Here is a 19,838-nt window from a genome sequence, read left to right as displayed (position 1 = left end):
TTCCGATCTGCCGCCACCCGCGCCGCCGCCTCCTCCAGCCGGTCCGGCGACAGGCGGCCCTCGCGGACCGATGCGACGATCTCCGCGATGATGGCCTGGACGTCGTCGTACGTGGGGACCGGACCCAGGCACAGCAGGTCGGCCCCGGCCGCGAGCGTCAGCACGGCGCCGCCGGCCAGCCCCACGCTCCTGGTGATGGCATGCATGTCGAGCGCGTCGGTGACGACCACGCCGTCGTAGCCGAGCTCGCCCCTGAGGAGCCCGGTCAGCGCGGCGCTGGACAGTGTGGCGGGCGTCTCGCCCGTCACCGCGGGCACCGCGACGTGCGCGGTCATCACCGACTTGGCCCCCGCGCCGACCGCCGCGCGGAACGGGGCCAGCTCCCGCTCCCGCAGCACGTCGATGCTCACGTCCACGACCGGGATCGCCAGGTGCGAGTCCACCCGGGTCGCGCCGTGGCCGGGGAAGTGCTTGACGCAGGCGGCCACGTTCACCGACTGCAGGCCCTGCACGGCCGCCACCGTGTGCCTGGCGACCAGCTCCGGGTCGGCGCCGAACGAGCGGGTGCCGATCACCGGGTTGTCCGCCTCGGTGTTGACGTCGGCGCTGGGTGCCATGTCCAGGTTGATGCCGCAGGCGGCCACCTCGGAGCCGATCGCGCGGTAGACGCGGCGGGTCAGCTCGACGTCGTCCACCGCGCCGAGCGCCGCGTTCCCCGGGTACGGGCTGCCGACGTGGTACGCCAGCCGCGTCACGTCGCCGCCCTCCTCGTCCAGCGAGATGACGGGCTCACCGGCTCCCCGCAGCGCGGTGGTCAGCTCGCGTACCTGGCCGGGATCGGCCACGTTGAAGCCGAAGAGCGTGACGCCGCCCAGGCCGTGCTCCAGCTCGCGCAGCACCCATTCGGGCGCGGTCGTGCCCTGGAAGGCGACGAGCAGTGTGCCGGCCGCGAGACGGCGCAGCCCCCGATCACTCTGACTCATGGCTCCTCATCGGATTTCAGGCCCAGAAGATGGGCAGGGTCGAACAAAGCATTCGCCCTGCGGATGTCAGCCCTTCACGGCCCCGGCGACCAGGCCGGAGACCATGCGGCGTTGTACGAGAAGGAAGAAGATGACGACCGGGATCGTCATCATCGTGGAGCTGGCCATGATGGCGCCCCAGTCCGTGCCCTTCTGCCCGAAGAAGTACTGCAGGGCGACGGGCATGGTGTATTTCGTCGGGTCGCTGATCAGGTACAGCGCCATGATCAGCTCGTTCCACGCGGTGATGAACGAGAAGATGCTGGTCGCGACCAGGCCCGGGGCCACCAACGGGAAGAGCACCTTCCAGAAGGTGGTGAACCGGCTGGCGCCGTCGATCCAGGCCGCCTCCTCCAGCGACTTGGGCACGGCGGCGACGAACGTGCGCAACATCCAGATCCCGAACGGCAGCGTCAGCGCCACCTGCGTGACGATCAGGCCGAGCAACTGGTCGTACAGGCCCAGGCGCTTGATGCCCAGGAACAGCGGGATGACCAGCGCCTCGGCCGGGATCATCTGCGCGACCAGCAGCAGTGCCAGGAACGCCGTGCGTCCCTTGAACCGGAACCGAGCCACGGCGGTCGCCGAGAGGAGCGAGAAGACCGCCCCGATCAGGACCGTTCCGAGCGCCACGATGGCACTGTTGCGCATGTAGAGCCAGATGGAGTGCCCGGCCACGCCGTCGGTGAGCACCCGCGTGATGTGCTCGAGAGTGAAGTGCGTGGGGAAAGGGATGAATTCGGTGGTGAAGATCTGGTCGTTCGCCTTGAAGGCGGTGGAGGCCATCCAGTAGACGGGGAAGATGGCGACCAGGAACACCAGCACGCCTGCCGCGTTGAGCGCGACCTTGCCCAGGCGCTTGCGGGCCAGCGGGCTCATCACAGCTCCTCCTGCTTGAACATCTGCCGGATGTAGGCCGCGGTGACGATGAGCAGGATCACGGTCAGCACCACCGCGATGGCCGCGCCCGACCCCATCTTCGGCGGGGCCTTGAACGCCTCGGTCACCGCGTACATCGACAGGTTGTACGCCTCGCGATTGGAGGTGCCGGTCAGCACGTACAACTGGGCGAAGACCTTGAAGTCCCAGATGATCGAGAGCACGGTCAGCACCGCGAACACCGGCTTCAGCAGCGGGAAGGTGATCTTCCTGAACGTGCGCCACGCTCCCGATCCGTCCACCTTGGCGGCTTCGTAGAGCTCGGCGGGGATGCCCTTGAGCCCGGCGAGCACCGAGACGGCGATGAACGGGAAGCCCGCCCAGACCACGCAGATGATCAGCACCATGTAGACGGACCAGGCGTCGTTGAGCCACGGCTGACCAGACCAGTCCTCCCGGCCGGTCAACCACGCGGGCAGCAGGTTGAGCGCCCAGTTGATGATGCCCGCCTCGGAGTCGAACAGCCAGCGCCAGATCACGCCCTGCGCCACCGGCGGGACTGCCCAGGCGAACATGATGCCGATGATGACGAACAGCGACATCTTCTTGCCGAGCCGGTGCAGCAGGACGCCGACGGCGGTGCCCAGGATCAGCGTGAGCGGCACCGCGATGGCGGCGAACACCACCGTGTTGCGCAGCGAGGACCAGAAGATGTCGTTCTTGAGGATGTTGGTGAAGTTATCGAGTCCGACCCAGGTGGCCGGCTTCTTGCCCGAGATCTGGACGAGCCCCACCTTCTGGAACGAGATGATCACCATCTGCACCAGCGGGTAGAGCAGCAGCGCCCCGATGACCAGCAATCCCGGAATCAGCAGGACGTAGGGAATCGACCAGGCAGGGAGCCCGCTGCTTCGCGGCGGGCGGCGTGAGCGGCGCCGTCCCGGGGTGGAGGCGTGGCCTCCGCCCCGGGAGAGCGTTGACGTGTTCGTCATAGGTCTCAAGACGCGTTGAGGATGTCTTCGAGTTCCTTGTTGGCCGCGGCCAGCGCGTCATCCGCGCTCGCCTTGCCCTCGATGACCTTGCGGGCCGCGTTCTGCAGCACCGCCTTGGTCTCGTTGGCCTCCGTCCACTGCGGGTCGGCGGGGAAGGCCTTGGCCTTGGCGAAGGCGGCGGCGAACGGCGCCTGCGCCGGGTCGCTGGACAGGGCGGCCAGGGCCTCGGGGTAGACGGGGAGCAGGCCGCCGTCGGTGGCGTACTTCACGCCCCACTGCTTGTTGGAGGCCAGCTTCACGAACTCCTTGGCCGCCTCCTTCTCCTTCGCGGTGCCCCACACGGCGATGTCGTTGCCGCCGAGGAAGGACTGCGCGTCGCCGCCCGCCTTGGACGGGAGCGGGAAGAAGGCCAGCTTGTCACCCTTGATCTTGCCCTTGCTCTCCTCCGCGATGGTGGCCAGGTCCCACGACGCGGTGAGGTACATGCCGACCTTGTTGTTGGAGAAGCGGGTGCGGATCTCCACGCTGTTCTGGTTGAGGCGCGACTTGCCGGACAGGCCGTCGGTCACCAGGCTGGTGTACTGGGCGAAGCCCTCTTTGAAGCCCGGCTCGGTGAGCTTGCCGACCCACTTGTCGCCCTCCTTGACGGCGTAGTCGCCGCCGGCGGTCCAGGCGAGGGCGCCCAGCAGGTGGTTGGCGTCGGAGCCGCCGTTGAAGGCGAAGCCGTCGACGTCCGAGCCCTTCGCCTTCTGGATCTTCTTGGCGGCGGCCACGAGCTCGTCCCAGGTCTTGGGGACGTCGATCTTGAGGTCCTTGAACCAGTCGGCCCGGTATAGCACGGCCCGGCTGCCGCCGCCCCACGGCACGGCGTACGTCTCGCCGTCGATGGTCTCGAGACCCAGCAGGTTCTTGGGGATCTGGGCCTGGTCGCCGGCCGAGACGATGTCGCTGATCGGCTCCAGGGCCTCCTGGCTCTGCCAGAGCGGGACCTGGTCGTTGCCGATCTCGGTGACGTCAGGGCCGGCGCCACCCGCCGCCGCGGCCGTGAACTTGTCGTTGACCTGCGGCCACGGGATCCACTCGACGTTGACCTTGGCGCCGGTCTCCTTCTCGAACTCGGCGATCAGTTCGTCGGTGTACTTCTTGGCGTCGGGGTTGCTGTCGCCCAGGCGCCAGAACGTCAGCGTCTTGCCCGCGTACTTGGGGCCGCTGCTGGCAGGCGCGGCGGCGGCGCTGGGTGAGGACGAGGGCGCCTCGCTGGAGCCACAAGCGGCCAGGCCCAGGGCCAGCGCGGCCGTACTGACCGTAGCGGCTGTGATCTTCGCGATCCTCACAGGGTTCTCCCTTCCCGGGTGCCGGCCTACGGTCCGCACCAGGCTGATCGTCAATGTCGAGCGACGGCTGCTAAACTAACAAGAAACTTTCTTAAAAGAAACGCTCGTTAGCCATTCGTGACGAGAGGGGTGCGGTAATGAGTCGAAGCCCGGGAGTCCCCCGGCTGCTGCGCAGGCTGAACGATCGCGCGGCACTCGAGCTCCTCCTCATGGACGGCCCGCTCACCCGGGCCGAACTGGGGGAACGAACCGGGCTCTCCAAGGTAACCGCAGGTCAACTGCTTGCACGCCTGGAGGAGAGGGGGCTGGTGGAGGTCGCGGGCGAGCGCGCGGGCGGCAGGGGACCGCACGCCGCCGTGTACGCCGTCGTTCCCTCCAGTGCGTACGTCGCCGGGCTCGAAGTCCTGCCCGACAGCCTCAAGGTCGCTGTGGCGGACATCACAGGCAAGGTGGTCGTCGAGATCACGGTCGACCCCTGCGACGCACGCGATCCGGTCAAGGCGGTCCACGAGGCCGTGCAGCGGGCCTGCGACACGGCGAACGTCAGCCTGTCGCGGTTGCGCGCGTTCGTCATCGGCACGCGGGGCGTGGTCGATCCGGCCACCGGGGACGTGCGCTGGTCGTACGACCTGCCGGACTGGCACGTCGGCGTGCTGGCCAGCCTGCGCCAGACGCTCGGCACCTCGGTCACGATCGAGAACGACGTCAACCTGGTCGCGCTCGCCGAGCACAAGTACGGCGCCGCCGTCGGTCACGACGACTTCGTGGTGATCTGGGCCGGTGTCGGCCAGGGCCTCGGCGTCATGCTGGGCGGCAAGTTGCACCGGGGCATCAGCGGGGGAGCGGGTGAGATCGGCTGGCTGCCGGTCCCGGGCGAGCCGCTGCCCTCCGACGTCTCGGAGCCGCAGTCCGGCTCGTTCCAGCGCCTGGTGGGCCACGACGCGCTGCGCGGCCTGGCCGAGCGGCACGGCGTGAGCGGCAACACGGTGCCTGACCTGGTGCGCGGCGGCGACGAGGGCTACCTGGACGAGGTGGCGGGACGACTGGCCGTGGGCGCGGCGGCGGTGACCGTCGTGCTCGATCCCGGCCTGATCGTGCTCAGCGGCGACATCGGCAGGGCGGGCGGCGCGCGGCTGGCCGCCAAGGTGCAGGAGGCGGTGGCCCGCGTGTGCCCGAGCCGGCCCACTGTGGTCGCGACCGAGGTCGCGGGCAACCCGGTGCTGCGAGGTGCGCTGGTGGCGGCCCTGGAGCAGGCCCGGGAGCAGGTCTTCTCCGACACTGTGTGAGAATTTCTGCCCATGTGGCAGTCCCCCAACGATGTCGTGCTCATCTCCGATCCCCGGGTGACCGAGATTCCCGTGCAGGAGTGCGGTGAACCGCTGGCCGACGTGCGCGGGCGGCTGCGCGTGGACGGGCGCCTGGCGGACGACGAAGGCGCGTACGCGCATCTGCGCTCGGGCCTGCTCGACCGCTTGGAGCAGGCCCAGCGCGTGCTGCCCGACGGCTTCCGGCTGCTGGTCGTCGAGGGCTACCGTCCCATCGCGACGCAGCGCCGGATCTTCGACGGGTACCGGGCAGAGCTCCAACGCACATTCCCCGAAATTTCCCCCGAAGAGGCATATATCGCGGCAAGCCGGTATGTGTCCCCGGTCGAGGTCGCCCCCCACACCGCCGGCGCCGCCGTGGACCTGACGTTGTGCGACCCCGACGGCGTCGAGTACGACATGGGCACCCAGGTCAACGACAACCCCGAGCAGAGCGACGGCGCGTGCTACATGGACGCCCCCAACATCTCCGCCGAGGCCCGCACCCACCGCAAGATCCTCGCCGCCGCCCTGGAGCCGACCGGCCTGGTCAACTACCCCACGGAGTGGTGGCACTGGTCCTACGGCGACCGCTACTGGGCCATGACCACGAGGTCCCCCCACGCGCTGTACGGCCCGATCTGACAACCGTCGCAGGAGGTGGCGGTGCGCCACCACCGTCCTGAAAGGGCCTCAGTGCAGGGCCAGCGCCACGGCCACGCCCAGGCCGAACGCGACGACGACGCCGCGCAGGACCTTGGCGGACATGAGCCTGGCCAGCCGCGTGCCCAGGAACCCGCCGGCCAGGCTGGCCGGCGCCACCACCGCCACAGCCTGCCACTGGACGGGCCCGAACAGCGAGAACGCCACCACCGACACCGTGCTGATCACCAGCGAGAGCGTGGCCCGCACGGCGTTGACACGATGCAGGTTGTCGTGCAGGAACATGCCGAGCACGGTCAGCAGCAGCACGCCCATGCCGCCGTTGAAGTAGGCGCCGTAGCAGCCGCCGAGGAAGACTCCCGCGTACACCATCTTGCTGGGCGGCCCGCCGGCCTCGCCGCCGAAGAGCTTACGCAGCCACGGCTGGGCCAGCAGTGCCAGGCTGGCGAAGGCCACCAGCCATGGCACCAGCGACTCGAACAGCTTGCCCGGCGTGAGCAGGAGCAGCGCGCTGCCCACGACCGCGCCCAGCACGGTCGTGATCGACAGCGTCGTCGCCCTGCGCCGCTGGCCGCGCAGCTCGGCCCGGTAACCGAGCACGCCGCCCAGGTAGCCGGGCCACAGCGCCACCGCGTTGGTCACGGACGCGGTCAGGCTCGGGTAGCCGAGCGCCACCAGCGCGGGGAACGAGATGAGCGTTCCGCCGCCCGCCAGCGCGTTCACTGCTCCGGCCAGCAGACCGGCGCCCAACAGGAAGAGCAGATCGGTCATCGGCCGACTGCGTAGCCCTGGGCGCCGCGCGGGTTCGCGGCGGCCTTGAGGAACGCGCCGTCACGGGCGACCGCGCTGAGCCTGCCCAGCGTCCACGGGCCCTGCGCCTCGACCTCGTGCCCGCGCCGCCGCAGCTCAGCTATCACGCCGGCGTCCAGGCGGTCCTCGACGTGCAGCACGCCGGGGCGGGAGCCGCGCGGGAAGAACGAGCTGGGGAAGTGCTCGGAGTGGAACATGGGCGCGTCGATGGCCTCCTGCAGGTTCAGGCGGCCGTGGACGACGGTGAGGAAGAAGTTCAGGCTCCACTGGTCCTGCTGGTCGCCGCCGGGTGTGCCGAACGCCAGCCACGGCTTGCCGTCCTTGAGCGCGAACGACGGCGACAGCGTGGTGCGCGGGCGCGTCCCCGGACGCAGCGAGGCTGGAAGCCCGTCCTGCAGCCAGAACATCTGCGACCTGGTGCCCAGGCAGAAGCCCAGCTCGGGGATCGTGGGGGAGCTCTGCAGCCAGCCGCCGCTGGGGGTGGCGGAGACCATGTTGCCATGCCGGTCCACGACGTCGAGGTGGCAGGTGTCGCCCTTCACCGTGCCGTCGCGGGCCACGGTCGGCTCGCCGACGCCCTGCGGGGAACGGGCGCCCGAGATGCCGGGCGCGGTGCTCGCCGTGCCGGGCGCGGGGAATTCGGGCAACCTGGGCGCGCGACCGCCGGGCGCGCCGGGCCGCAGCTCGAGGCTGGCCTCGGCGCCGACGAGCTTGCGTCGTTCGGCGTTGTACGCCTCGCTGAGCAGGTCGGACACCGGCACGTCGGTGTCGCCGTACCAGGCCTCGCGGTCGGCGAAGGCGAGCTTGGCGGCCTCCGTCACCGTGTGGACGTAGTCGGCGCTGAGGTGGCCCATCGCGTCCAGGTCGAAGCCCCGCAGCAGGGCGAGCTGCTGCAGGAACACCGGCCCCTGCCCCCACGGCCCCGTCTTGTAGACGGTGTGCCCGTGGTACTCGAACGCAAGAGGCTGCTCGACGGTCGCGGACCAGCGGGCCAGGTCGTCGCCGGTGAGCAGCCCGCCGTGCACCTCGCCGGAGCTGTCCAGCCAGGCAGTCTTGGCGCTGAACTCGGCGATCGCCTCGGCGACGAACCCCTCGTACCAGGCCCTCCTGGCGGCGGCGAGCTGGCCCTCACGGGTGCTCGAGGCGGACTCGGCCTCGGCGACCAGCCGCCGGTAGGTGGCGGCCAGCACCGGGTTGGCCAGCTTGGACCCGGCCGCGGGAACGTTCCCGTCGGGCAGCCAGGTCGCCGCCGAGGTCGGCCAGTGATCGTTGAACAATCCTTGGACCGACTCGATCGTGGCCGCGACCCGCTCCAGCACCGGCACCCCGTGCTCGGCGTAGTGGATCGCGGGCGCCAGCACGTCGGCCAGCGACCAGGTGCCCCAGCGCTCCAGCATGAGCATCCAGCCGCCGAACGCCCCCGGCACGGTGGCCGCCAGCAGCCCCGTGCCGGGCACGATGTCCAGGCCCAGCTCGGTGAAGCGCTCGATGGTGGCCGCGGCGGGCGCCACACCCTGCCCGCACACCGCGGACACCTTCTGCTCGGCCTCGCTCCACAGCAGGATCGGCACCTCGCCGCCGGGGCCGTTCAGGTGCGGCTCGGCGACCTGGAGCACGAACCCGGCGGCCACCGCCGCGTCGAAGGCGTTCCCGCCGCGTTCCAGCACGCCCATGCCGGTGGCCGAGGCCAGCCAGTGCGTGCTGGCGACCATGCCGAAGTCACCTGACAGTTCGGGCCTGGTGGTGAACAAGATCTCTCCTTCTAAAGATTCGCGGCCGCGTCGGGGAGGCGGTCCGCCGTTACAAGGTGGCACGCGGCCGGGTGGCCGCTCCCACGTGGGTCGGTCAAGAGCGGCTCGTCGGTACGGCAGGCGTCGTACGCCAGCGGGCACCGCGTGTGGAACCGGCACCCGGCAGGCGGATCGACCGGGCTGGGCACGTCGCCGCCGAGCACGACCCTACGCCGCTCGCGCTGCCTGACCGGATCGGCCACCGGGGCCGCCGACAGCAGGGCCTGCGTGTACGGGTGCCGCGGCGCGGCGAAGATCTCGGCCGTCGGACCCGACTCCACGATCTTGCCCAGGTACATGACGGCGACCCGGTCGGCCAGGAACTCCACCACCGACAGGTCATGCGTGATGAACAGGCACGAGAACCCCATGTCCCGCTGCAGATCGGTCATCAGATTGAGCACCGACGCCTGCACCGACACGTCCAGAGCGGACACCGGCTCGTCGGCCACGACCAGCTTGGGCTCCAGGATCAGCGCCCTGGCCAGCCCGACCCGCTGTCGCTGCCCGCCGGACAGCTCGTGCGGATACCGGGAACGCATCTCCTGCCGCAGCCCCACCTTCTCCAGCATGGCCGACACGCGCTCGGACACCTCGCGCCGGCCGGCCACCTTGTGCCTGAGCAGCGGCTCGGCGACGATCTGGCCGATCGTGAAACGCGGGTTGAGCGAGGAGAAGGGGTCCTGGAAGACCATGTGAACGTCCCTGCGCAGCGGGCGCATGGCCCGTCGCGACAGGTGGGTGATGTCGCGGCCATCCAGCTCGATCGTGCCCGAGGTGGGCTCGGTGAGGCGCAGCACGCACTTGCCGACCGTGGACTTGCCGCTGCCGGACTCGCCGACCAGGCCAAGCACCTCGCCCTGGCCGATCTCCAGCGACAGGCCGTCCACGGCGCGTACCTGGCCGTAGTGCTTGACCAGGTTGTCGATGCGCAGGATCATCGCTTGCCTCCCGGGTGGAAACAGGCCGCCAGATGGCCGTCCGCGTGCCGTTCGAGCGGGGGTCTGGCCGCGCGGCAGTCGTCCTGGGCGCGCGGGCAGCGGGCCTGGAACGCGCACTCGTCGGGGTCCGTCAGCGGCGAGGGCACCATGCCGGGGATCTCGGCCAGCCTGCCGTTGACGGCCGCGGACGGGAGCGCGTTCATCAGGCCCAGCGTGTACGGATGACGCGGGTTCGCGAACAGCTCGGCCACCGAGGCCTGCTCGACGGCGCGGCCCGCGTACATGACCACGGCCCGGTCGGCGATGTCGGCCACCACCCCCAGGTCGTGCGTGATGAGGATGATCGCCGTGCCGAGCCGGTCCCGCAGGTCGCGGAAGACGTCCAGCACGCCCGCCTGGATCGTCACGTCGAGCGCCGTGGTGGGCTCGTCGGCGATCAGCACCCGGGGCGAGCAGGCCACCGCGATCGCGATCATCACGCGCTGGCGCATGCCGCCGGAGAGCTGGTGCGGATACTCCTTCATGCGGCGCTGGGGCGCCGGGATGCCGACCAGTTCCAGCAGTTCGACGGCCCGGCCGGCGGCCGCCTGGCGCGAAAGGCGCTCGTGCCTGCGCAGCACCTCGGTGATCTGGTATCCGACGGTGAACGACGGATTCAGCGAGGTCATCGGCTCCTGGAAGACGACCGAGACGTCCTTGCCGCGTACCTGTCGCATGTCCCGCTCGGGGAGCGCGGTGAGCTCGCGCCCGTCCAGCCTGACCGAGCCGGACAGCCTGGTCGTGTCGGGCGGCAGCAGCCTGGGCACCGACATCGCGGTCACCGACTTGCCACAGCCCGACTCGCCGCACAGCGCCAGGATCTCGCCCTCGTCCAGTGTGAGCGAGATGTCCCTGACCGCCTGCACCAGGCCGTCCTCGGTGTCGAAGTCGACGGTGAGGTTCGTGATCTCCAGCAGGCTCATCGGGCGCTCCTCGGGTCCAGAACGTCACGCAGCCCGTCGCCGAGCAGGTTGAAGCCGAGCGTGGCCAGCGCGATCATGACCCCGGGCCAGATGGCCAGCCAGGGCGCGTCGCTCAGGTACTGCTGCGCGGTCGTCAGCATCACGCCCCACGAGGGTGTGGGCGGCTGCACGCCGAGCCCCAGGAACGACAGCGTGGCCTCGCCGATGATCGCTCCTGGGATCGCCACGGTGGCCTGCACGATGAGCGGGTTGAGGCAGTTCGGGAGCACGTAACGGAAGATGAGGTGCCCGTCGCCCGCGCCGTCGGCGATGGCCGCGGCCACGTAGTCCATCTCCCTGACCGCCAGCACCTCGCCGCGGGTGATCCTTATGATGGCGGGGAGTTGCGAGAAGCCCAGCGCGAACACCACGCCCTTCAGCGAGGGCCCGATGATCGCCGCCAGTCCCACCGCGAAGACCAGGAACGGGAACGCCAGCGTCACGTCCACCAGCCGCATCACCACGGGGTCGAGCCAGCGCCGGTAGAACCCGGCCACCAGGCCGATCGGGATGCCCACGACCATCGCCAGCAGCGTGGAGAGCACCCCGGCCTGCAGGGACACCTGCGCGCCGTGGGCGATCCTGGCGAACGCGTCGCGGCCCAGATCGTCGGTGCCCATCGGGTGCGCGCCCGACGGGGGCGCGAGCGTGGCCAGGTAGTCCTGCGCGGCCGGGTCGCCGGTCACCAGCGGCCCGATCAGGGCCAGCAGCACGAACGCGACCACCAGCACCAGCCCGGCCATCGGCATCGGCCGCCTTCTGAAGCGGCGCCACAACTTAGTCACGGGCACCCCCTGACAGCCTGATCCGGGGGTTGAGGAAGGCATAGGCGACGTCGACCAGCAGGTTGACCAGCACGTACCCGATGACCGTGATCAGCACGACGGCCTGGATGACCGGGTAGTTCCTGGTCAGCACCGCGTCCACGGTCAGCTTGCCGAAACCGGGGATCACGAAGATCTGCTCGGTCACCACGGCGCCGCTGATCAGCGCGCCGAGTTGGAGGCCCAGCACGGTGACGACGGTCGTCAGGCTGTTGCGCAGCGCGTGCGCGCCCACGACCTTCGCCTCGGACAGGCCCTTCGACCTGGCGGTCCTGACGTAGTCGGCGGACAGCGCGCCCAGCATGGCCGAGCGGGTCTGCCGCATGAGGATGGCGGCGAAGCCGGTGCCGAGCACGAGGGCGGGCAGGATCATGCGCTGGAGGTTCTGCACGGGATCCTGGGTGAAGGGGACGTACCCGGAGGCGGGCAGGATCCGCCACGTGACGGCGAAGAGCAGGATGCCGAGCATGCCCAGCCAGAAGTGCGGTACCGACAGCCCGGCCAGGCCGAACCCGGTGGCCACGTAGTCGGCGAGCCGGCCGCGCCGGACGGCCGCTGCGATGCCGGTCCCGACACCGACGACGATGGCGACCAGCATGGCCAGCGCCGACAACTCCAGCGTCACCGGCAGCCGCTCGGCGAGGATGTCGATCACCGGGAGCTGGTCCTGCGTCGAGCGGCCGAAGTTGCCGGTCAGGGTCTGGCCGACGTAGTCGAGGTACTGGGCGGGCAGCGGCTTGTCCAGGCCGAACTCGTGCCGGATGGCCTCGACCACGGCGGGCGAGGCCTCCTGGCCCGCCATGACCGCGGCCGGGTCGCCGGGCAGCGCCCTGATCCCGAGGAAGATCAGGACGCTGGCCAGGAACAGCACGATCACCGCGGATCCGCAGCGTCGGAGGATGAACCAGAGCATCAGGCGGTGAATCCGGCGGTGACGAAGCGCGGCAGGCCGTCCTCGAAGTACTGGACTCCCGCCACGTTCTTGCTCATGCCCAGGTAGTACTTGTTGTGGTAGAGGTACAGGACTCCGCGCACCTCAGCGGCCTTCTTCATGGCGGCGGCATAGAGCTCGGCCCGCTTGGCCGGATCCGTCTCGGCGGCGGCCTGCTTGATCGGGTCGTCGATGCCCGGGTCGGACATGCCGCTGTAGTTGTTGCTGCCGCGGCTCGTGATGAGGTTCGTGAGGTTGCCGTCGAGGTCCACGCGGCCCGACCAGCCGTTCAGCAGGACGTCGAACTTGCCGGACTTGCCCTGCTCGAGGGCGCTGACGAACTCGGCGCTCTGCACGCTCACGTTGAAGCCCGCCTCCTTGGTCATCTGCTGGATGACCTGCGCCAGGCGGACGTTGACCGCGTCGTTGGGGCTGGTGAGCGTGACCGGGACCGGGGTCGGCACGCCGGAGGCCTGCACGAGTTGCTTGGCCTTGGCCAGGTCACGCTTGGGGCACTGCAGGTCCGCGGCCCGGAACTGGCTCTTCATCGGCACCGGGAAGCAGTCCGGCTCGTGCAGTCCGTTGTAGACGGTCTTGTTGATCACGTCGCGGTCGAGCGCCAGCTCGAACGCCTCACGCAGCTGCGGGCTCTTGGCCAGCGCCGTGTTGACCGTGCCCGGCTTCTCGGTGGAGCCGTTGGCGTTGCCGGTGTTGATCGTGATGCCGTAGTAGCCGAGGCCGCCGCCGGACACGACCTTGAGGTTCGGGTCGCTCTGGACGCCCTTGACCGTGGTGGTGGCGAGGTTGTCGCCCACCTGCACGTCGCCGGACTTCAGGTTCGCGGCCCGCACGTTCGGGTCCACGATGATTTTGTATACGAGCTTGTCCAGCTTGACCTTGGCGGCGTCGTAGTAGTCGGGTGCCTTCTCCAGCACGATCTGGCTGCCGGAGGTGCGGCTGGCGAACTTGAACGGCCCGACGCAGACCGGGTTGGCGCCGAAGTTGTCGTTCCCCGCGTCCAGCGCCTTGGGCGACATGATCATGCCGGCGCGGTCGGCGAGCTGGGCGGTCAGTGGCGTGAACGCCTGCGTCAGCGTGAGCTTGACCGTCGTGGGATCGACCACCGTGACCTTGGACACCGCGGCCAGGTCGGCCTGGCGTGCGGACTTCTCCCAGGTGCGGTGCCGATCCAGCGACTTCTTGACGGCCTCGGCGTCGAACGCCGTGCCGTCGTTGAACTTCACGCCCTCGCGGAGCTTGATCGTCACCTCCTTGCCGTCGCCGGAGACCTCGGGCAAGGCGCTGGCCAGCTGCGGGACCAGGGCCGCCTGGGCGTCGATGTCGTAGAGCTTCTCGCACATGTTCGCGAACACCTCGCGGCCCACCAGCGTGGTCGAGATGCTCGGGTCCAGTGCGTCGGGGTCGGCGCTGAGCGCCACATTGAGCGTGCCGCCGCCCTTGACGGGCCGGTTGTCGGCAGAGGCGTCGGCTATGGAAGGCGGGGCCGCGGGCGTGCTGCTGGACCCGCCTCCGCCGCAAGCCGCCAGGGCGAGGGGGAGAACGGCGAGTGCCGCGGCCAACCTGGGGGACGGTCTCATGGGGCCTCCGTTGAAACGTTTAGGAGACTGTATACAAGACCTGACATTTCACCGGTGTTTCGTGACTACACGTTGTTATCTGACCGTTTTCTAATCGTTCAGGTGTTTTGTCCTGTGTGCGGCCGCGAGGAACGACCGCCTGGCGGCGGCCACATGCGCGATGGCCCTGGCCTGCGCCTCGTCCTCGTCGCCCGCCGCGATGGCCTCGCACAGGCTCAGGTGCTCCGACCAGGAGTGCGGCCCGCGTACGGCGGCGGTCTGGCTGAAGACCCACTGCGCGCGCAGGAGCATGGGCTTCATCATCAGGCTGAGGTACGAGTTGCCCGCCGCCTCGCCCACGGCCAGGTGGAAGGCGGTGTTGAGGTCGGCCACCTCCTCCAGCCGTCCGCTGTCCACCGCCTCCTTGGCCTGATCGAGCACCCGCCGCAGCCGCTCGGCCGACCCGGGCGTCCGCTTGCGCGCGGCCAGCCGCGCCGCCAGCCCTTCGACCGCCATGCGCACGTCGAAGAGCTCCTCTCCCTCCGCGGCGGACAGGCGCGCGACAGTGGCGCCGAGCCTGGCCACGACCTCGACGAATCCCTCGGCGGCCAGCACCCGGATGGACTCGCGCACGGGGTTGCGCGACACGCCGAGCGAGGCGGCCAGCCGGTCCTCGACCAGCCGCTCGCCCTGGGCCAGCTCGCCGGAGAGTATGCGGCGCCGCAGCTCGTTGGTCACCTCGTCGCGCAAGGTCCGGTGAGTCGCGCCCAGTGTTAAATCAGTCATGAGGCGACAATCGTATACAGCGGGATCAGTTCTCGCGGCCCGGGTGCCAGTCGGCCTCGGTCGCCGGCCTGCCTACCTCCCACAGGCGGCCGAACTCCTCCTTGAAGTGCTCGCACCAGAAACGGTCGCGGCTGGGGTGAGCGTGAAGACCGGATCGCGGCCGGCCGTGCTGTGCGTGCCGAGCTCGAGGTGGGCGCGCACGGTGCGACTCAGCGTCACTCCCGCGAGGCGGACGTCAGGCCGAGCGCGTTGACGGTGACCAGGGCGAGCGTGGCCGGCGTCGCGGCGCCCACGACCTTGGTGTCCACGATGTCGAAGACGCCGAGCACGCCGACCACCAGCGCGATGAGTGCCGTCAGGCAGATCTCGAGGTTCTTGCCGGTGCTGAGGTCAGCGCGTAAGCGCTTCAGTGGAGCCATCTACCGGTTTTACCCGCTGCTTGGCCCGGTAGGGGATCCACAGGCCCACTCCGTACATGGCCAGGCCAATGAGGATCATGAGAACGGCCGTCGGCCAGCGCAGCCCGGGCGGCATGTACGTGGCCAGGAACCACGACATCCTCAGCCGGTCGTTCGCCAGGAAGGCGGCGGCCACGATGCCCTGGGGGAACAGCGGGATCGCGCCGAGCGACAGGCATGTCATCACGATCGTCCGCTGAGGTTTCGGCAGATCGGGCAGCTTGAACGCCGTGCCGCCGCCGCTCTCCGGCCGCCGCCCCGTGCGCATCATGTGCAGCAGCTCGGGCCCCCGCGCCGCCAGCCGCCGCTCCGCCAGCAGGCCCAGGCCCCAGTAGCACAGCGCGCCCGTCGCCGGCCCGGCCGCGACGCCCCACCAGCCGTACAGCAGGGCCGCCACGACGGCAGGCGCACCCGTCAGGGCCACGAGCAGCATCGTCAGATAGGCCAAGCCCGTCAGGGCTCCGTCGTCCTCGCTCGTGCGCAGCGGATTGCCGCCGCGCCGTTGCGGATCGGTGCCGGGCACCAGCGCGTACACCGAGATGAGCGGCACCAGCCCCGCCGCGCCGCCCAGCAGCGCCGCCACGCTCGCCAGGATCAGCGGCCACGGACCGCCCGTGACCAGCGTCAACGCCACCGCCAGGAGCACCGCGACCGGGCCCACGGTCACCAGCCAGGCCCGCTGTCTGCCGCGCACGTCGGACGCGCCGGGCGTCATGAGCGTGAGCCAGAGCGCGGTGCCGTCGGTGCCGTAGAGGTTGGCGGTCATGGCCGCGGCCATCACGATGAAGATCGGCGCCGCCCACGGCAGCATGCCCGTCCAGCCGAGCGCGAGCGGCGCGCCCGCGAAGAACACCCCGTAGGCCAGCGCGAACGTGAGCTGGTGGTTGCGTACCAGGTCGCGCGACCACGTACGCAGCTCCTTGGCCACCACCGCCTCCTGCGCGGTGGTGGCCCGCATCGGACGGCGGCCCCGCGTCGAGGGCCGGTCCGCGCCCGTCCGCCCGGCCAGCAGCGCCGCCCACGCCGCGAGCAGCAGCACGATCAGCACCGCCATCGCCGGCAGCGCCAGGTACTCACCCTGTACGGCGAGCAGCCCCCACCCCGACGGCAGATAACGCACGAACGCCGGGATCCGGCCGCCCTGGCCGAAGGCCACCGCGAACACCCACGCCTGGCCCAGGAACGCCAGCACCGCCCCGTTGATCAGCCCCGCGCCGATCGCCCCGACCCTGGACCGCAGCGCGATGCCCAGCAGCCCCACGGCCACCTTCGACAGCAGCACGAAGATCGCCAGCTGCAGCACCATCGCGGGCACCGCCACCAGCACGTTCCCCGGTGAGGCCGCGAAGACGAGCCCCGCCAGGGCGACCAGGCTGATCACCGGCGCCACGCCCACGAACGCCGACACCAGCAGCCCCGCCGCCATCCGCCACGCGGGCAGCCCCAGCGGCGCGAAGAACTCCGGCCGCAGCGTCTCGTCGCCGCCGCCGGAGAAGACCGGGCCGATGATCCAGCCGAGCATCCACACGGCGTAGGCGGCGGCCAGCCAGTCGCCGTCCTGGAAGGCGAGGTAGATCGTGCCGGCCGCGAGCAGGAGCCCGAGAACGCCGCCCGAGGCCATCATGCCGCCGCGCTGGCCCTTGGTGGAGTGGCGCAGAACGGCGATCTTCATCCTGACCAGGGTCAGCGCTACAGCCATGACAGCCCCTTGGTGCCGGTGGAGTCCGCGCCGACCAGCTCCACGAACCTGTCCTCGAGCGTGGCCGCCCCGCGTACCTCGTCGAGCGGGCCCGCCGCCGCCACCCGGCCCTTGTCGATCACGCCCACGTGGTCGCAGAGCTGCTCGACCAGCGCCATCACGTGGCTGGACAGCACGATCGAGCCGCCACCCGCCACGAAGCCGCGCAGGATCACCTTGATCGTCGCCGCCGACACCGGGTCCACCGCCTCGAACGGCTCGTCCAGGACCAGCAGCCTGGGCGCGTGCAGCAGCGCCGTGGCCAGGCCGATCTTCTTGCGCATGCCGGTCGAGTACTCGATCACGAGCGTCTTCTCGGCCTCGTCCAGCTCCAGCACCGACAGCAGCTCCTCGGCCCGCTCGGCCACCACCTCCTTGCTCAGGCCCCTGAGCAGGCCGAGGTACGTGAGCACCTCGCGCCCGGTGAGCCGCTCTGGCATGGCCAGCCCGTCGGGCAGCACGCCCACGAGCTGCTTGGCCCGCGCCGGGTCCGACCACACGTCGGCGCCGAAGATCCGCGCCGTGCCGCCGTCGGGTCTGAGCAGGCCGACGGCCATGGACAGCGTGGTCGTCTTGCCCGCGCCGTTCTGTCCGACCAGGCCGTAGAAGGAGCCCTGGGGAACGGTGAGGTCCACGTGGTCGACGGCGATCTTCTCGCCGAACGTCTTGGCCAGGCCGCTGATCTCTAAGGCTGCTGCTGTCAAGGCTTTCTCCTGGTGGCGAGCGTGAAGGTGGTGACGAGCTCGCGGGCGAGCAGGTCGAGGTCGAGGTCGGGCTCATGGACGATGCGCGACGGCACGGCGTCGACGGCGCCCCGGATGGTGATGGCCATGCTGCGCTTGTCGAAGTCGCGGAACTCGCCGGTCTGCCGGCCCCAGTCGAGGACCTTCTCCAGGTCCGTGATGGCGACCTCGGCCTGCTCCGCGTACGGCCCAGGGCCGCCCTCCTCGCCCGGCATGTGCGTGATGATCTCCATCAGGGCCAGGAGCGGCGTGCGGTGCTCGCGCATGAAGTCGAGGTTGCTCTCGAGGTAGGCGCGCAGGGCCTCGGTCGCGGTGGGCTGCGCGAGGATCCGGGGGACCATCATGTCCGTGGCCAGCCTGGCGACCTCGGCGACGACCGCCTCGATGAGCTGTTTCTTGCCGCCGAAGTGGTACGAGATCACGCCGGTGCTGATCTTCGCCTGCTTGGCGATCCGGGCCAGGGTGGTGTGCGCGTACCCCTGCTCGGCCAGCACCTCGATGGCGCACGCGATGATCTGGGCCCTGCGGGCCTCTTCGATGAACGTGCGACTTCCTGACGTCACATTCAGAACTTTAAACAGTCATTCAAATTTTTGGAAGGCCTTTCAATGGCGTCCAAAAGCCGTAGGGCGCGTGTCAGGAGCGTAGGCGCAGCCCGCGGGGTGTGGGGTGGAACCCGGCCGACTCCAGGGCAGCCGCCAGCGGTGAATCGATGATGGAGGCGCCGTCGGCCCGCTCCACGGTCAGCTTCCCGAGTGCGCCGTCCCGCACGGCCAGCGCGAGCGCGTCGACGGCGGGCTGCAGCCGCTCGTCGTCAGCGAACGACAGCAGCGTCTTGCCGCCTCGCTCGACGTAGAGCACCAGGTGGCCGTCCACGAGCACGACCAGCGACCCGGCCTTCCTGCCCGGCTTGTGCCCAAGGTCGCCCGGGTGCTGCGGCCAGGGGAGCGCGGCGCCGTACGGGCTGGCGGGGTCGGCGGCAGCCAGCACCACGGCCCGGGACCGTGCGTTCTCCTGATGTGCGGCCGGCGCGATGCCAGGCGCCATGGCGCGCATCCGGTCGACCGCTCCCGGCAGCGCGAACTGCGCGCCTCCCAGCCCCTCGACGAAGTAGCCCCGGCGGCACCGCCCGCTCTCCTCGTACGCACGCAAGACCTGGTAGACGGGGGTGAACCCGCCGGGCAGCCGTTCGGACGTCACCGCGCCCCTGGTCACCACGCCGTGCCGCTCCAGCAGCACCTCGGCCTGAGCGTGGGCCCGCTGGGTCGCGTCGGCGGCGGGCGCGGGCAGCAGCCACCATCGGCCGCCCACGGTGGGAGGGCCGCTCCTGCTCGGCAGCACGGCCCGGCGCCTGCGCGTGGTGGCGGGCCGGTGCGCGGGACGGCCGGTGCCGAGCGTGGCCCGCAACGGGGCCAGCGTGTCACCGGAGACCCGCCCCGCCCACACCAGGTCCCACAGCGCCGCGGCCAGCGTCGCGTCGTCCAGCGAGCCGAGCTGGTCGGAGATGCCCCGGAAGAACAGCGCGCCGCCCCCGCCGAGCAGCTCGAGCACCTGCTCGTGCAGGGGCGTCATCGTGATCTCGGCGGGCTCGGGGAGCAGCAGCGGCGCGGTGTCGGCGTAGTAGAGCGACACCCATCCATCGCCACCGGGCAGCGACCCCTGACCCGCCCACATCACCTCGCCCGACGAGGTCAGCTCGTCGAGCAGCGCCGGGTGGTAGCCGGGCACTCGCGAGGGCAGCACCAGCGTCTCCAGCGCGGACGCGGGCACCGCGGCCCCCTGGAGCTGCTCGATCGAGCGGACCAGCGCGTCCATGGCCCGGGCCGCCTCGCTCGCCCCCCGGCCGGCCGCCGCGCCGCTTGAGCCGGTGATGCCGTGCCAGGCGGGCAGGAACCGGGCGAGGGTCTCCGGCGCGACCGGTTCGACCTCCTTGCGCAGCCTCGCCAGCGACCTGCGGCGCAACATCCGCAGGACGCCGGCGTCGCACCACTCCTCGCCCCGCCCACCGGGCCGGAACTCGCCGTTCACGACCCGCCCGGACGAGG

Annotated in this window: 18 protein-coding genes and 1 pseudogene; 2 read left to right on the top strand and 17 right to left on the bottom strand. The window is 70.5% G+C overall.

Annotated features, from left to right (window positions below):
- The 4 genes from AB0J09_RS28595 to AB0J09_RS28580 all read right to left on the bottom strand — a co-directional run.
- Positions 1 to 983: glycoside hydrolase family 3 protein (locus tag AB0J09_RS28595; protein WP_360697582.1), on the bottom strand; the 983-nt coding region annotated here is incomplete at its 3' end.
- Between the two features lie 66 nt (positions 984 to 1,049).
- Entirely contained in the window at positions 1,050 to 1,901 is an 852-nt protein-coding gene (locus AB0J09_RS28590; protein WP_360697579.1) for a carbohydrate ABC transporter permease, read from the bottom strand.
- Positions 1,901 to 2,893 (bottom strand): sugar ABC transporter permease, encoded by a 993-nt coding sequence (locus AB0J09_RS28585; protein WP_360697577.1) that lies wholly within the window; start codon positions 2,891 to 2,893, stop codon positions 1,901 to 1,903. Before AB0J09_RS28585 ends, AB0J09_RS28590 begins: the two co-directional genes overlap by 1 nt.
- Positions 2,894 to 2,898: 5 nt before the next feature.
- Positions 2,899 to 4,227, bottom strand: a complete 1,329-nt coding sequence (locus AB0J09_RS28580; protein ID WP_360697574.1) for an extracellular solute-binding protein — start codon at positions 4,225 to 4,227, stop codon at positions 2,899 to 2,901.
- 137 nt (positions 4,228 to 4,364) lie between these two features.
- On the opposite strand from AB0J09_RS28580, the gene AB0J09_RS28575 reads away from it, so the two are divergent.
- Both AB0J09_RS28575 and AB0J09_RS28570 read left to right on the top strand, forming a co-directional pair.
- Positions 4,365 to 5,513 (top strand): ROK family transcriptional regulator, encoded by a 1,149-nt coding sequence (locus AB0J09_RS28575; RefSeq protein ID WP_360697571.1) that lies wholly within the window; start codon positions 4,365 to 4,367, stop codon positions 5,511 to 5,513.
- A 12-nt stretch (positions 5,514 to 5,525) separates the two neighbouring features.
- Positions 5,526 to 6,176: a M15 family metallopeptidase gene (locus AB0J09_RS28570; RefSeq protein WP_360697568.1), complete on the top strand. Its 651-nt coding sequence runs from the start codon at positions 5,526 to 5,528 to the stop codon at positions 6,174 to 6,176.
- Positions 6,177 to 6,224: 48 nt separating this feature from the next.
- Here the strand turns inward: AB0J09_RS28570 and AB0J09_RS28565 are convergent, their stop codons facing one another.
- The 13 genes and pseudogenes from AB0J09_RS28565 to AB0J09_RS28505 all read right to left on the bottom strand — a co-directional run.
- Positions 6,225 to 6,965, bottom strand: a complete 741-nt coding sequence (locus AB0J09_RS28565; RefSeq protein WP_360697565.1) for a sulfite exporter TauE/SafE family protein — start codon at positions 6,963 to 6,965, stop codon at positions 6,225 to 6,227.
- Complete coding sequence (locus tag AB0J09_RS28560; RefSeq protein WP_360697562.1) at positions 6,962 to 8,755, bottom strand: gamma-glutamyltransferase family protein; 1,794 nt, start codon at positions 8,753 to 8,755, stop codon at positions 6,962 to 6,964. The genes AB0J09_RS28565 and AB0J09_RS28560 overlap by 4 nt, the downstream gene beginning before the upstream one ends.
- An 11-nt stretch (positions 8,756 to 8,766) precedes the next feature.
- Positions 8,767 to 9,735 (bottom strand): oligopeptide/dipeptide ABC transporter ATP-binding protein, encoded by a 969-nt coding sequence (locus AB0J09_RS28555; RefSeq protein WP_360697560.1) that lies wholly within the window; start codon positions 9,733 to 9,735, stop codon positions 8,767 to 8,769.
- A complete protein-coding gene (locus AB0J09_RS28550; RefSeq protein WP_360697557.1) occupies positions 9,732 to 10,697 on the bottom strand; it encodes an ABC transporter ATP-binding protein in 966 nt (321 codons plus the stop codon). The genes AB0J09_RS28555 and AB0J09_RS28550 overlap by 4 nt, the downstream gene beginning before the upstream one ends.
- Positions 10,694 to 11,521 carry an ABC transporter permease gene (locus AB0J09_RS28545; RefSeq protein WP_360697554.1) on the bottom strand — a complete coding sequence of 276 codons (828 nt, stop codon included), beginning with the start codon at positions 11,519 to 11,521 and terminating at the stop codon, positions 10,694 to 10,696. Before AB0J09_RS28545 ends, AB0J09_RS28550 begins: the two co-directional genes overlap by 4 nt.
- The gene (locus AB0J09_RS28540; RefSeq protein WP_360697552.1) at positions 11,514 to 12,473 is read right to left on the bottom strand and encodes an ABC transporter permease; all 960 of its coding nucleotides are present in this window, start codon (positions 12,471 to 12,473) and stop codon (positions 11,514 to 11,516) included. The genes AB0J09_RS28545 and AB0J09_RS28540 overlap by 8 nt, the downstream gene beginning before the upstream one ends.
- Positions 12,473 to 14,089, bottom strand: a complete 1,617-nt coding sequence (locus AB0J09_RS28535; protein WP_360697549.1) for an ABC transporter substrate-binding protein — start codon at positions 14,087 to 14,089, stop codon at positions 12,473 to 12,475. Before AB0J09_RS28535 ends, AB0J09_RS28540 begins: the two co-directional genes overlap by 1 nt.
- A gap of 90 nt (positions 14,090 to 14,179) precedes the next feature.
- Positions 14,180 to 14,854 (bottom strand): GntR family transcriptional regulator, encoded by a 675-nt coding sequence (locus tag AB0J09_RS28530; RefSeq protein WP_360697547.1) that lies wholly within the window; start codon positions 14,852 to 14,854, stop codon positions 14,180 to 14,182.
- Between the two features lie 215 nt (positions 14,855 to 15,069).
- Positions 15,070 to 15,273, bottom strand: coding sequence for a hypothetical protein (locus AB0J09_RS28525; RefSeq protein WP_360697544.1), 204 nt, complete (start codon positions 15,271 to 15,273; stop codon positions 15,070 to 15,072).
- On the bottom strand, positions 15,245 to 17,011 hold the full coding sequence (locus tag AB0J09_RS28520; protein ID WP_360697541.1) for a hypothetical protein: 1,767 nt from the start codon (positions 17,009 to 17,011) through the stop codon (positions 15,245 to 15,247). The genes AB0J09_RS28525 and AB0J09_RS28520 overlap by 29 nt, the downstream gene beginning before the upstream one ends.
- Positions 17,002 to 17,754, bottom strand: coding sequence for an ABC transporter ATP-binding protein (locus tag AB0J09_RS28515; protein ID WP_360697539.1), 753 nt, complete (start codon positions 17,752 to 17,754; stop codon positions 17,002 to 17,004). Before AB0J09_RS28515 ends, AB0J09_RS28520 begins: the two co-directional genes overlap by 10 nt.
- On the bottom strand, positions 17,751 to 18,356 hold the full coding sequence (locus tag AB0J09_RS28510; protein ID WP_360697536.1) for a TetR/AcrR family transcriptional regulator: 606 nt from the start codon (positions 18,354 to 18,356) through the stop codon (positions 17,751 to 17,753). The genes AB0J09_RS28515 and AB0J09_RS28510 overlap by 4 nt, the downstream gene beginning before the upstream one ends.
- 73 nt (positions 18,357 to 18,429) lie before the next feature.
- Positions 18,430 to 19,838 (bottom strand): annotated as a pseudogene (locus AB0J09_RS28505) (DEAD/DEAH box helicase); the annotation flags it as partial.

The sequence above is a fragment of the Nonomuraea sp. NPDC049784 genome (genome assembly GCF_040659615.1).
Lineage (GTDB): Bacteria > Actinomycetota > Actinomycetes > Streptosporangiales > Streptosporangiaceae > Nonomuraea.
Note: the sequence above shows the minus strand (reverse complement) of the source record. Positions and strands in the feature narration are given on the sequence as shown.